General features: G+C 64.3%; 11 protein-coding genes. All 11 read left to right on the top strand.

The genetic code is table 11. The annotated features are described in order from the left end of the window. Positions 1-39: 39 nt before the first annotated feature. The 11 genes from KJB29_RS01045 (at position 40) to KJB29_RS00995 (ending at position 13,769) form a co-directional block, all read left to right on the top strand. Entirely contained in the window at positions 40-1,611 is a 1,572-nt protein-coding gene (locus tag KJB29_RS01045) for a HEAT repeat domain-containing protein (protein WP_215732974.1), read from the top strand. 163 nt (positions 1,612-1,774) lie between these two features. Next, entirely contained in the window at positions 1,775-2,782 is a 1,008-nt protein-coding gene (locus KJB29_RS01040) for an NAD(P)H-dependent glycerol-3-phosphate dehydrogenase (RefSeq protein ID WP_215732973.1), read from the top strand. A 35-nt stretch (positions 2,783-2,817) separates the two neighbouring features. Then, positions 2,818-5,109, top strand: a complete 2,292-nt coding sequence (locus KJB29_RS01035; protein ID WP_215732972.1) for an ATP-binding protein — start codon at positions 2,818-2,820, stop codon at positions 5,107-5,109. After that, positions 5,106-6,632 carry an ATP-binding response regulator gene (locus tag KJB29_RS01030; protein WP_215732971.1) on the top strand — a complete coding sequence of 509 codons (1,527 nt, stop codon included), beginning with the start codon at positions 5,106-5,108 and terminating at the stop codon, positions 6,630-6,632. The genes KJB29_RS01035 and KJB29_RS01030 overlap by 4 nt, the downstream gene beginning before the upstream one ends. 24 nt (positions 6,633-6,656) lie before the next feature. Next, positions 6,657-7,757, top strand: a complete 1,101-nt coding sequence (locus KJB29_RS01025) for a sensor histidine kinase (RefSeq protein WP_215732970.1) — start codon at positions 6,657-6,659, stop codon at positions 7,755-7,757. 3 nt (positions 7,758-7,760) lie between these two features. After that, positions 7,761-9,446 (top strand): sensor histidine kinase, encoded by a 1,686-nt coding sequence (locus KJB29_RS01020; RefSeq protein WP_215732969.1) that lies wholly within the window; start codon positions 7,761-7,763, stop codon positions 9,444-9,446. Positions 9,447-9,451: 5 nt separating this feature from the next. Then, complete coding sequence (locus KJB29_RS01015) at positions 9,452-10,378, top strand: ABC transporter ATP-binding protein (RefSeq protein ID WP_215732968.1); 927 nt, start codon at positions 9,452-9,454, stop codon at positions 10,376-10,378. After that, positions 10,378-11,133 carry an ABC transporter permease gene (locus KJB29_RS01010; protein WP_215732967.1) on the top strand — a complete coding sequence of 252 codons (756 nt, stop codon included), beginning with the start codon at positions 10,378-10,380 and terminating at the stop codon, positions 11,131-11,133. The genes KJB29_RS01015 and KJB29_RS01010 overlap by 1 nt, the downstream gene beginning before the upstream one ends. 86 nt (positions 11,134-11,219) lie before the next feature. Beyond that, positions 11,220-12,290 carry a radical SAM/SPASM domain-containing protein gene (locus KJB29_RS01005; RefSeq protein ID WP_215732966.1) on the top strand — a complete coding sequence of 357 codons (1,071 nt, stop codon included), beginning with the start codon at positions 11,220-11,222 and terminating at the stop codon, positions 12,288-12,290. A 175-nt stretch (positions 12,291-12,465) separates the two neighbouring features. Beyond that, positions 12,466-13,488, top strand: coding sequence for a uroporphyrinogen decarboxylase (gene hemE / locus KJB29_RS01000; RefSeq protein ID WP_215732965.1), 1,023 nt, complete (start codon positions 12,466-12,468; stop codon positions 13,486-13,488). 77 nt (positions 13,489-13,565) lie between these two features. Continuing rightward, complete coding sequence (locus KJB29_RS00995; RefSeq protein ID WP_215732964.1) at positions 13,566-13,769, top strand: SlyX family protein; 204 nt, start codon at positions 13,566-13,568, stop codon at positions 13,767-13,769. Positions 13,770-13,789: the final 20 nt, after the last annotated feature.

Here is a 13,789-nt window from a genome sequence, read left to right as displayed (position 1 = left end):
ATTTTCCGGCCGCGGGTCCCTGGTCCCCGGTCCCCGCCTATGAAAAGTAATCGCAGCATCGACACGAGTCTCCGGGAGCGCCACACGATCCTGAACCTCCTGGAGGAACTGACAAGAGAGACCGTCACCACCGACGAACTGACCAGGATCGGCACCACGCTAAGGGCGGCGGGACGCCGGGCCCTTTCTCCCCTCTTCCGGCGCCTCTGGCGGGAGAAGAACGAAGCGGTCATCTCCCGCTACACCACGCTCCTGAGCTTCTTTGAGGATGACGGGTGGCTGGAGCAGCTGATCCAGGTGGCCCTCACCCGGAAGGACTTGGAAGGACCGGCCCGGTTGGCCCTCATCCAGGCACTGGCCGGCTATGGGGTGGACGTGTCAGCCCCCCCCTTCGCCCAGGCCGTGGACGGGAGCGGAGGCTCCCTTCGGCTTGCGGTTCCCCGGCTCCTTGACCGGGGGGAGGAAGGGCTCATCGTTTTCATGGAGGAGTTCGCCGCTTACGGCCTGGAGGCCCAGAAGGCCATCGTCCGTGAGCTTTGCTTCGTGGACGACCCCCGGGTGGTGGACCTCTTCGGGGTCCTCCTGGCGTTCGACGAGCCGGATACCCACCGGGAGATCATTGAGACCCTGGGGAGGGTCAGATTCCCCGGGGCTGCGCGTCTGCTTCGGCGTTATCTGGCCGAAGCGCTCGAAGAGCACCGTTCCCTGGCCGAGCGGAGCCTGCGGAGGCTGGGGTTCCTGGGGGTCGACGCCGGCGACGGCGGGGCGGAACCGCAGCTGCCATTCCATGCCACGTGGGCGAGCCCCCCCGATGCCGCAGGACTCAGCTGCCTCCTGGTGGCACGCTGGACAGCGTCCGATCGTCTCGACGTTCTCTTCATGGAGCTCCACGAGACCGACGGGATGCGGGATGCCTGGGGATGGAGCGGCCTGACGCCGGACGAATATGGGGATATCGTGCGGGAAAACGCCGTGGAAGAGACCCTGGTGGCGGTGGACCCGGGCTACGCGGCCGATCTGATCGGGGATGCCCTGGAGCGGAGCCACGCAAGCGGCTTCTACCTCCCTCCCGAGTTTTACGTGCGGCAGCGGATCCTGTCGGGGCTCGACGTGACCCCGCGCCCCTACGTCCCCTCCTTCGGGGGGATGGAACTGGCCGGGGCGGACCGCCCTGATGAGGTAGCCGGGAGCGCCGGGCTCCTGGACGACTGGTTCTTTGACGGCTGGTTCTTCTTCGACAGCCGGACCCGGCTTCTGGCCGACGAGCTGGAGCGGTTCGGCGACGAACCCTTTGCCCGGGAGGACGAGGCGGCCGTGGACCGGTTCCTGGAGCAATGGTGCAGCCAGGAAGTGGCCCCCCGCTTGGAGCGGATAGTCCGGCGGCTCTTCCTCACGGCCGACCTCATGGTCCGCGCCGGCCGGGAGGAGCACCCGGTGGCCCAGACCGTGGCCTGCGCGGTGAGCCTCTCCCGGGGGATCATCCCCCTTCACCGGCACCCCTTCCTGCGGCGCTGGCTCCTGGAACTGATCGGCATGGTCCGGGAGGCCCGGGCCGAAGGGTACCAGTTCCCCCCCACCCCCTGGGACGACGAGGATGGGGAGTGGGATTAAGCGCAAAAGCTATTTGAAACACTGAGCAACGGAGCAACGGAGTAAAATCTGAGAAAAAACCCTAGTTGGGAACAGGCAGGATTTTTCGAAAAAAGGGGTTTTCTCTGTTGCTCAGTTGCTCTGTGTTATTAGCTGGTTAACTAACATGAGCGAGGGACTGTCCATGGGCGAAAAGATCGGAGTCATCGGCGCGGGGAGTTGGGGAACGACCCTGGCAAATCTTCTGGCAAAGAAGGGGCTGGACGTCACCCTCTGGGCCTATGAGCCGGAGCTGGTGGCGGAGATGCGGGCCACGCGGGTCAACACCCTCTTTCTCCCCGGCACGGAACTCGCTGCCGGCCTCGCCTTCACCAACTCTCTTGAGGAGGCGGCAACGGGGAAAGATGTGCTGGTTCTCGTCTCCCCCTCCCAGGTCATGCGGAGCGTCTTGACGCAGCTCGCTCCCCTCCTGCGGCCCGGGGTGACGCTGGTGAACGCTTCCAAGGGGATTGAGCTCGATACCCTCATGACCATGGACCAGGTCTGCGCCGCCGTCCTCCCCCCCGCAGTCGCCGGCCGCTTCTGCGTCCTCTCGGGCCCAAGCTTTGCCCGGGAGGTGGCCCAGGAGATGCCGACGGCGGTGGTGGCGGCCTCCGCCGATCTCGAGGCTGCGGCCCAGGTCCAGCGCCTCTTCACCGCCCCCTATTTCCGGGTCTACACCAACAGCGACGTGGTGGGGGTCGAGATCGGCGGGGCCCTCAAGAACGTCATCGCCCTGGCCGCGGGGATCTCCGACGGCCTGGGGCTCGGCCACAACACCCGGGCCGCCCTCATCACCCGGGGGCTCGCCGAGATGAACCGCCTCGGCCGCGCCATGGGGGCGGATCCGGCCACCTTCGCCGGGCTTGCCGGCATGGGGGACCTGGTCCTCACCTGCACCGGCGACCTCTCCCGCAACCGGACCGTGGGGATGAAGCTGGGCCAGGGGATGCGCCTTGCGGAGATCCTCGGGGAGATGCGGATGGTGGCCGAGGGGGTGAAGACCGCCGAGTCGGCCTGGCGTCTTGCCAGCCAGATGGGGGTCGACATGCCCATCACCGAGAAGGTCTACCAGGTGCTCTACGAGGACAAGCCGGCACGGCAGGCGGTCCTTGAACTCATGACCCGCGACCCGAAGGCCGAGCGGGGGTAAGAACCCGAGTCCCCACACCCGTCGGAGGGTATGCCATGAACCTGCGCCTCACGATCAGGAACAAGCTTTTTCTGGCTACCCTCCTCATTCTCTTCATCTCCTACGCCATCCTTATCCAGACAACCGTCACCAGCATCAACACCTCCCTTGAAGACAACCTGGCCAAGGAACTTGCCGAGAACCTCCGCTACGCCAAAGACCAGTACTTCTCCCGGGCAGAGCACCTGAAGTACGCCCTCCTCCTCCCCGCCTCCGCGCAGACGGTGCAGGAGCGGGTCAGGCGGATGGACAGGGTCTGGCTCCAGGAGACGGCGCGGCGCTGGAAGACCAGCCTCCCCTTCGCTGAGCCGTTCCTCTTTGTGGACCCGCAGCTGAAGGTCATCGCCGGCGATGGCGAGTCGGTGCCGGAGAATGTCCGCGAACTGGCTCCCATCGTGGAACGGGCGCTGCGGGAAAAACGGCCCGTTTCCGCAACCGAGTTGGTGAGCGACCGTTTCCTCTGCAGCGCCGGGGTCCGCGACTTCTGCTCCCGTCCTCCCTACAGAGACGGGAGCGTCATGATGATAACCGTCGTCGTCCCGGTACTGGCCGAGGGGGGGGAGGCCCTGGGTGCCATCGTGGCCGGGGAAGTCATCGACCGGGACGTGAAGCAGCCGGCCGGGACTCAGGAGATTTTCGGCAAGCAGGTGGTTGTGGCCGTCATCCGTGGCAATAGGCTTGCCCCGGCCGGCGTCAATCCTGCCTTCCCCTACCCCGCAGCCATCGCTCCCGATATCCTCGACAAGCTGGAGCGGGGGCAGTCGTTCGGAGGCGACGTCACCATAGGGGGAACGGCCTACAAGACCGCTATCTCACCCCTCACCAATAGCCGCGGAGACTACGTGGGTTCCCTCTACGTGGCCCTGTCCCGGGACGACTTCAAGGGAATCATCGGCGACAGCCTGAGGAACATCCTGGTTTCCGCCGTCATCGGCATCGTCCTCACGTTTCTGACGGCCTTTCACGTGGCCCGCCGGCTGACCATGCCCCTGAACGCCCTTGCCGGCGGGGTGCGGCAGATCGAGAATGGGGACCTGCGGCAGCGGGTGGAGGTAACCACCGCCGACGAAGTTGGAGAGTTGGGAGAAGCGTTCAACCGCATGGCCCGAAGCCTGGAGGAGCGGGACCGGACCATCCGGGCCACGGCCCGCGAACAGGCGGAGCTGAACCGCAAGCTCCAGGAGATGAATGAACACCTCGAAGAGAACGTGAGCGAACGGACAACAGCCCTGCAGATGGAGATGGGGCGTCTTGAGGCGATTCTCACCGGCATGGCCGAAGGAATCGCGGTCACCGACCGGGAGGGGAAAGTCATCCTCTTTAACCCCGCTGCCCAGCGGATCTTCGAGATGGTTCCCCCCCGGGTAATGGGGCATACCCTGGAGGAACTCTGTGCCGGCGGAGAGTTCTGTGCCCTCGCCGATTACGTCCGCACCATGAAAGAAACCGATGACCTGACCCCCCGCCGGGACGTGGAGATGTCCATGAAGGGGAAGAAACTCACGATCAGCCTTTCACCGTTCTGCGACCAGGGGGGAGCCCTGGCCGGCGTCGTCATGTCGGTGCGCGATGTGACTGGGGAAGAGGATGTGGATCGGGTGAAGACCGAGTTCATCTCCACGGTGTCCCATGAGCTCAAAACACCCCTCACCTCCATCAAGGGGTCGCTCCAGTACATCCACGACCGGGGGAAAGGGTTCGGCGGGATGGAGGGGGAGCTTCTCTCGGTCTGCCTCCGCAACACCGACCGGCTGATCCGGCTCGTGAACGATATCCTCGACATTGCCCGGATCGAATCGGGACGGCTGGAGTTCGTGCCGGAGCCCCAGGAGGTGCGGGCCCTGGTCACCCACTCCATCGAGGAGTTGGCAGGGTACGCCCTGGAGCACGACGTTGCCGTCGAGAACCGCTGCGGCCAGGATCTCCCCCCCATCTATGGGGACCAGGACCGTCTCGTGCAGGTTCTCACTAACCTCCTCTCCAACGCGATCAAGTTTTCACCCCGGGGGGAACGGGTGGTGGTGACGGCGGAGAGGACCGCAAACTACGTGGCCATATCCGTGGGTGATCGGGGCCGGGAGATCCTGTGGTCGGATCGGGGGAAACTCTTCAAGAAATTTCAGCTGCTCGACAATTCGGACCGCCGTCAGCACGGCGGGACGGGCCTTGGGCTTGCCATTTGCAAGGAAATCGTCGAACATCACCACGGCAGGATCTTCTACAACGAAGGGACCGGGGGGGGGAACGTTTTCACCTTCACGGTTCCCGTCTATGAGGAACAATCATGAATAACCTCAAAATCCTCATCGTCGACGACGAAGCGGATATCGCCCTCATCCTCAAGCTTCAACTGGAGGACGCCGGCTACCGCACCACCCGGGCCCGGGATGGCCTGGAAGCCCTGGAGATGCTGGCCCGGGAACACTATGACCTGATTCTCCTGGATATCCGCATGCCCCGCCTGGATGGCATTGAGGTGCTGGAGCGGATCCGGCAGGAGTGGCCCGAGCTGGTGGTGGTGATGATGACTGCCCACGGCAGCGAGGACATCGCCGTTGAGGCCATGAAGAAGGGGGCGGTGGACTATATTTCCAAGCCCTTCTCCTCCGACGATATGAAGAAGCGGGTGGAGCGGGCCATCGAGTACAACCGGACCCGGCTCGAGAACGAGCGGCTCCAGCGGGAGGTGGAGGAAGAGCGCCGGAAGATGGAGGCGATTCTCCAGGGGATGGCAGAAGCTCTTGTGGCCGTGGACCGCCAGGGACTCGTCATGAGCATCAACCGCACTGCCGCGGAACTTTTCGGGGTTGATGCGGCCGCGGTCCATGCCCGCCCCGTGGAGGAGCTCCTCTCCGCCGCCATCCCGGCCGACCGGCTCCCCTGCCGCGTGGTGCTCGCCACGGGAGAGCCGTGCCTCGACGTGGCCTACGACCTCCGCCTGCCGGGGCGGGTCGTGCCGGTCCTCTCCAGCGCCGCCCCCCTGGCGAACGCCGCCGGCGAGATGATCGGGAGCGTGGAGATCATTCGCGACATCTCGGCCCTCAAGGCCCTGGAACAGGAGCGGGAGGATTTCGTCAGCATGCTCTCCCACGACCTGAAGACCCCCATCACTGCCATCATCGGCTCCATCGACCTGGTGAAGGAGGGGCGGCTCGGTCCGGTGAATCCGGAACAGAGTATGTACCTGGACGCCGCCGTGGAGAGCTGCGCCGAGATGGTGGACATGATCGACACACTGCTGGATGTGCATCGCTTCGAGGCGGGGCGGATGGTGACGACCCTTGTGGAAGAAGAGCTCGGGCCGCTCCTGCAGCGGACCGTTGGCAGGTTCGAGCCGGTGGCCCGCCACAGCGGGCTCGAACTCACCCTCTCCCTCCCCGGCGCTCCTGTCACCTTCCTGGTGGACCGGAAGCAATTCGGGCGGCTCCTCGGCAACCTCCTCTCCAATGCGCTGAAGTTCACCACTGATGGCGGCATCGAGGTACGGGCGGAGTTGCCGGAGAACGTCGCGGCGGCCGCACAGGGGATTACCCCCGGCGCCTACCCGACCGAGAGTCTCCCCCGGGAGGGACAATACCTGCTCGTTTCGGTGAGCGACACGGGGGCCGGGGTTCCGGCCGATTCCCTCGTCACCATCTTCGACCGCTTTGTCCAGGCCCGCAACCGCAAGATGGGGAAGTCGAGCGGCACCGGGCTCGGGCTCGCCTTCTGCCGCAAGGTCATGGATGCCCACCGCGGCTTCATCTGGGCTGAGAGCGAGCCTGACAGGGGGAGCACCTTCCGGATGCTCTTTCCGCTGGGGACCGACTGACCACTGACCGGGAGAACCTCGCCCATGAAGCTGCCGTACCACACCATGCCCCTCAGGATCGCGGCCTACTATGCCGTCTGTGCAGGGCTCTGGGTCCTCCTGTCCGACCGGCTCCTCGGGGTTGCCGTGCGGGATCCCGACCTCATCACCAACCTGGCGACGGCAAAGGGATGGCTCTTTGTGGCGGTCACCGCCCTCCTCCTTCATGTGGTGGTCCGGCGCTTTGTCGAAGAAGTGACGCGTCGGGAGGAGCTTTTGCGGGAGCGCAACGAGGAGCTCTGCATGGTGGAGGAGGAGCTCCGCCAGCAGCTGGACGAGTCCGAGCGAAACCAGCATGAGCTGCGGGAGAGCGAGGAAAACTACCGGCTCCTCAACGCCGAGTTGGAGCAGCGGGTGCGGCAACGGACCGCGGAACTGGAGCAGACCAACCGTGAGATGGAGTCATTCAGCTATTCCGTTTCCCACGACCTGCGGGCGCCGCTACGCCACATCGACGGGTTCAGTCGGGTGCTCCTGGAAGACTGCGGCGACCAGCTCAATCAGGAGGGAAAGGGATACCTTACCCGGATCTGCGCCGCTGCCAACCGGATGGGGCAGCTCATCGACGATCTCCTCCAGCTGGCCTCCGTGAGCCGCAGCGAACTGCAACGGCGCCCCGTCGATTTCAGTAACCTGGCTCGGACCATAGCCTTGGAACTGAAGCAGACAGACCCGGAGCGTGAGGTTACCTTCACCATTGCCGGGGGGGTCAGCGCCCTGGGAGATCCCGTCCTCCTGCGGGTCGTGCTGGAAAACCTCCTGGGTAACGCCTGGAAATACACGGGGAAGAATCCCCGCACCGCCATCGAGTTCGGGGCAGTCGAGGGGGAGGAGGGACGGGTCTACTTCGTGCGGGATAACGGGGTCGGCTTCGACATGACCTACGTGGGCAAGCTTTTCACCCCCTTCCAGCGGCTTCACGCCATGGACGAGTTCGAGGGAACCGGCATCGGGCTCGCCACGGTGCGCCGGGTGGTGGAACGGCACGGCGGGCGGGCCTGGGCCGAAGGGACAATCGGCGTAGGCGCCACCTTTTATTTCACCCTGGGAGAATCTTACCGCCTTGCGGAGAGCGAAGAAGGATAAGCGATGGACGATATGCACCTGAGGATACTGCTGGCGGAGGACTCCGAGGAGGATGCCTTTCTGCTCCTGCGGGAGCTGGAACGGGGGGGATACACGGTGGAGTGCGAGCGGGTGCAGACCCGCTCCGCCATGAAAAAGGCCCTCGCTTCCCGGGAATGGGACATGGTCATTTCCGACTACCGGATGCCCCGGTTTTCGGCTCCCCAGGCCTTGGAAACCCTCAAGGAGAGTGGTCTCGACCTCCCCTTCATCATCGTCTCCGGCAAGATCGCCGAGGATATGCTCGTGGACGCCATGCGGGCCGGCGCCAACGACTACTTCATGAAGGGGAACCTGTCGCGGCTCATTCCTGCCATCGAGCGGGAGCTGCGGGAGGCTGCCGAGCGGCGCATCCGGCGCCGGGCCGAGCGGGCCATCCGCCAGGGGAAGATGGAGTGGGAGGCGGCTTTCGACGCCGTGTCGGACCTGGTCCTTCTCACCGACCTCTACAGCACGGTCATCCGCTGCAACAACCGGGTCATCGAGGCCTTCAACGCCACCTACAGCGACATCCTGGGGAGGAACATCACCGAGCTTTTCTACGGCAGCCCCGACGCCGGGGAGAGCATTTTCGATCAGTGCACCGATCTGAAGGCCGATAACGGCGATGTCCGCTTTCCCAAACTCACGGGATGGTACAAGGCCTCCTGCTTTCCCATGCACCCTACCGAAAACGAACACGGCTTCGTCTACGTCATCAAGGACGTCACCAAGCGGAAAAAGATGGAGGAAGAGAAGGAGCTGGCCACCCTGGAGCTTCTCCGGAGCCGCCAGGCCCTCAGGGAGAATCTGGAGGAGATGAAGCGGGCCAACATGGAGCTGGGGCGCCTGAACGCCGCCAAGAACACCTTCATCGGCATGGCCTCCCACGAGCTGAAGACCCCGCTTACCTCCATCATCGGTGGGCTCCAGTTTCTCTTCCACTACAGCGGCCTGGAGATGACCCCGGAGCAGAAGGAGATGATGGAGTCGGTCTACGAGGGGGTGACCCAGCTGCGGGGGATCGTGGACGATCTCCTCTCCATCTCCCGCATTGAGACCAAGGGATTCGCCGTCACCAAGCGGATGGTGAACCTCCTCAATCTCTGCCGGGAGGTGCGCCATACCCTGCTTCTTCCCCTGTCGGAGCGGGATATTGAGCTCTCCATCGCCGAGGACACCTGCAGCATCCCGGCCGACGAGGGGTTCTGCCGACTCGTGACCCGAAACCTCCTGGAGAACGCCATCAAGTTCACCGCCGACGGGGGAAGGATCACCATCAGCGGCGAGCTCACCTCCCTGGACGACCTCCTCCCCCAGGCCGATTCGCTCCGCTGCTTCTACCGGGAGTTCCCCTCCAACATCGAGGGGCACCCTGCCTTCTATCGCCTCGACATCGCCGACACGGGAATCGGCATCCCCCCCGAGGAGCGGGTGCGGATCTTCGAGAAATTCTACGGCGTCGGCGACCTCGCCTACCACTCCTCCGGCAAGACCGGCTTCATGTCCAAGGGGTCAGGGCTCGGCCTCTCCATCGTCAAGGGGATCATGGACGCCCACGGCGGCATGGTCTGGGTGGGGCCCGGGGAAAACGGCTCGGGAAGCGTCTTCTCCCTCCTCTTCCCCATGGACAACACCTGTGTCATCCCGCCCCGCGAAGGGAGACGGTAGGCCCCATGACAGCGGCTCTCTCCCTTCATAGCCTCACCAAGCGCTTCGGCTCCCTCACGGCCGTGGATTCCTTCTCCCTGGAGGTGGCGCGGGGAACCATCTTCGCCCTGCTCGGCCCCAACGGCGCCGGGAAAACCACCATTATCCGGATCCTCACCACCCTCCTTCGCCCCGACGCCGGCACGGCCCTGGTGGAGGGGTTCGACGTGAGGCAGCAGGGGAAGGAGGTGCGACGCCTCATCGGCGTGGTCCCCCAGGACAACAACCTGGACCGCTACCTGACCGCCCGGGAGAACCTGGTGATGCAGGCCCGGCTCCACGGCATGGGGGTCGCCGAGACGAACAAGCGGGTGGACGAGCTCCTGGATCTGGTGGGGCTTACGGGGCGGCGCAACGACTTTCCCGACACCTTTTCCGGCGGCATGCAGCGGCGCCTCGTGGTGGCCCGGGCCCTGGTCCACCGCCCCCGGGTCCTCTTTCTCGACGAGCCCACCACCGGTCTCGACCCCCAGTCCCGCCGGGCAGTCTGGAACTATGTGGACTCCCTTAAGGATTCCATGACCATCTTTCTCACCACCCACTACATGGACGAGGCCGACGCCCTCTGCGACCGGATCGTCATCATGGACCACGGCCGGATGCTCGTGGACGGGAGCGCGGCCCGGCTCAAGGAGCGGATGGCCCACGCCCACTGCTACGAGCTCCGGTTCCGGGCCAACGCCGACCGCTACGAAGCGATCCTGGCAGGCTTCCCCTTTGTCCGCTCCCTCCAGCGGACCGGCGACCTCTTTCGCCTCTCCCTGGCCGGCGAGGAAAGCCTCAAGCCCCTCATGGACGCCATCGGCACCGACGACATCCGCACGATCTGTCTCCGGGAGCCGACCCTGGAGGATGTGTTCATCGAGCTGACAGGGAAAGAGGTGCGGGAATAGTGTTCAAAGGTGCCTTCTCCATCTGGAAGCGGGACATGCTTGTCCTCCGCCGCAGCCTCTTCTCGGAGCTGGTGGCGGTGGTGGCCTCTCCCCTCACCTTCTACCTGGCCTTCGGTTTTGGTTTGCGCGGCTACATCGCCGACGTGGAGGGGGTTCCCTACACGGTCTTCATGGCGCCGGGGCTCATCACCATGACCGCCGTCTCCGCCGCCTTCGACGAGAGCGCCTGGAGCATGTGGTTCCACCGCAAGGTGCAGCGGACCATCGAGGCCTACCGGGTCACCCCCATCACGGTCTACGACATCGTCATCGGGAAGATCATCTCCGGCTTCAGCCAGGGGGCCATCAAGGGGGTGGCGGTGGCCGCCGTCATCTTCCTCCTGACCGGGGTCCGGTTCAACCCGGCCCACCTGGCTGGATACCTTGGTTTCATCGTCCTCGGCTCCATGGTCTTCTCCTGCGCCGGCACCGTCTGCGGCACCCTTATGGACAAGCCCGAGACCATCGGCAAGGTCCAGGCAGTGGTCATCATGCCTCTCATCTTCCTCTCCGGGGTCTTCTTCCCCGTCTCTTCCTATCCCGAGACCATGAGAACCGCCGTCATGGCGATCCCCACCACGGCCCTCTTCGAGGGGTCGCGCCGGGCGCTCCTGGCGGGTGCCTTCGACGGAGGGCTCATCGGCATCCTCGCCGTGACCGCCCTGGTCGCCTTTGCCGCCACGGTGGCCATCTTCAACCGGAAGATGGCGGAGTAGCCTCTATCTGCGCGGAGCTAAACTTCTTGTGCTGCCGGCGTTATTCATAGTAGGATTTATGAGATTGACATACGAACGGAGAACCCATGGCTGAAGAATTCATACCCAAATGGGTTGCCTGGGAAACCACCCAGAAGTGCAACCTCAAGTGCGTCCACTGCCGCTGTTCCTCTGACCTGACCTCTTCCGAGGGGGATTTCACCACCGAGGAGGGAAAGAAGCTCCTGAAGGAGATCGCTGACTTCTCCAAACCGGTGATCGTCCTCTCCGGCGGCGAGCCCCTCATGCGCAAGGACATCTTCGAGCTGGCCGAGTATGGCACCTCCCTGGGGCTGCGCATGTGCATGGCCACCAACGGCGCCCTGGTCACCGACGAGATCTGCCAGAAGATGCGGAAGGCCGACATCAAGATGGTCTCCCTCTCCCTGGACGGCTCCACGGCCGCGGTCCACGACGACTTCCGCCAGTGCCCCGGCGCCTTCGACGGGGTGGTGCGGGCCGCTGAGATATTTCGGCGCAACGGCCAGAAATTCCTCATCAACTCCTCCTTCACGAAGCGCAACCAGCACGACATCGCCAGCACCTTCAAGCTGGCCAAGAGCCTGGGAGCCACTGCCTGGTACATGTTCATGATCGTCCCCACGGGGCGCGGCGAGGAGATCATGAACGAGCTCATCACCAAGGAGGACTACGAGGAGATTCTGGAGTGGCACTACCAGCAGGAGAAGCTGGAGGACGAGATCCTCATGCGCCCCACCTGCGCCCCCCACTACTACCGGATGGTCCCCATGCGGGCCAAGGAGGAGGGGGTGAAGTTCGAGCGCCGGTCGCTGACCTTCTCCACCGGCGGCGGCAAGGGATGCATCGCGGCCCAGACCATCTGCCTCATCGACTGCTTCGGCAACGTGAAACCCTGCTCCTACTTCCACCGCACCGCCGGCAACGTGAAGGAGACCCCCTTCCGGGAGATCTGGGAGAACTCCGAGATCTTCAAGGACCTGCGCAACTTCAAGGCCTACAAGGGGAAGTGCGGCGAGTGCGAGTTCATCAACGTCTGCGGCGGCTGCCGGGCGAGGGCCGACGCGGTGCATGGGGATTACATGGCGGAAGAGCCGTTCTGCAATTACGTCCCTATACGCCTTCAAAAGAAGGCGTAGGGAGGAACGCGATCTTTGCGCCATCTTGGCGCCGTCCTCGAATCTCTCCTTGTGCGGCGTAGCGCTGCTACGCCTCCGCGGGAGCTTCTGCGGGTGCACCAATCTGACGCAAATCTCACGTTCCTGTTTTTTTTGCTCAAAATCCAATACAAAATTTCTCTGGGGAGGATTTTCAATGAATAATCGTTTTCTCGACGCCTGCTGGGGGAAGCCCGTTGACCGTACCCCCGTGTGGCTCATGCGGCAGGCGGGGCGCTATCTCCCCGAATACAGGGCGGTGCGCTCCAAGTGCACCTTCCTGGAGCTCTGCAAGACCCCGGAACTGGCCGCCGAGGTGAGCATCCAGCCGGTGGATATCCTGGGGGTCGACGCGGCGATCCTTTTCTCCGACATCCTGACGCCGGTGGAGCCCATGGGGCTCAAGCTCGATTTCGTCCCCGGCCCGGTCTTCGAGACCCCGGTCCGGACCATGGCCGACGTGGAGCGGCTCCGGATCCCCAACCCCGAGGAGGATGTCCCCTACGTCCTCGACACCATCAAGATCCTCCGCAAGGAACTGGCGGGCCGGGTGCCCCTCATCGGCTTCGGCGGGGCACCGTTCACCCTGGCCTGCTACATGGTGGAGGGGAAGGGTTCCAAGGATTGGGCCACCATCAAGCGGATGATGTACGCCGCCCCCGAGGTTTACGCCGCCCTCATGGAGAAGGTGACCATGATGGACATGGAGTACCTGAACGCCCAGATCCGGGCCGGGGCCCAGGCGATCCAGATCTTTGACACCTGGGGCGGGGTCCTCTCCCCCACCGATTACGAGAAATTTGTCCTCCCCTACACCCGGAAGCTCATCAATGGCCTGAACCGCCAGAACACCCCGGTGATCCACTTCGTCAAGGGGGCCGGCACCATGCTGGAGACGGTGCAGAAGGCCGGCGGCGACGTCATGGGGCTCGACTGGCACGTGAACCTGGGGAAAGCCCGGGACGTGCTTGGCCCGAACATGGCTGTCCAGGGGAACCTGGACCCCACGGTCCTCTACGCCCCCAAGGAGGTCATCGAGCGGGAGGTGCAGCGGGTTCTCGACGAGAACGCCGGCCGCCCCGGCCACATCTTCAACCTGGGGCACGGCATCCTCCCCACGGTGCCGCCGGAGAACGCCATCCACATGGTCGAATGCGTGCACCGGCTGTCACAGAAGTAGGCGCAGCGAAGAGATGAACCGGAAAAGGGAGCGAAGGTGGCTCCCTTTTTCTTTTCACCGTTAGGAAAGAGGCCCCCATGAATGATCGCATCACCGACCTGGAGATCCACGTTACCCACCTGTCACGCACCGTCCAGGAGCTGAACGACGTGGTCTACCGCCAGCAGCAGACCATCGACCGGCTGGAGGCGGAGCTGAAGGGGCTCCGGGAGCAGGCTCTGGCCGTGGCCCCGTCCCTGGTGCGAAAGCCGGAGGATGAGGAGCCGCCCCCCCACTACTGAGAGCCTGTCCATGAATAAGC

The organism is Geobacter grbiciae (genome assembly GCF_018531165.1).
Classification (GTDB): Bacteria; Desulfobacterota; Desulfuromonadia; order Geobacterales; family Geobacteraceae; genus Geobacter; species Geobacter metallireducens.
Note: the sequence above shows the minus strand (reverse complement) of the source record. Positions and strands in the feature narration are given on the sequence as shown.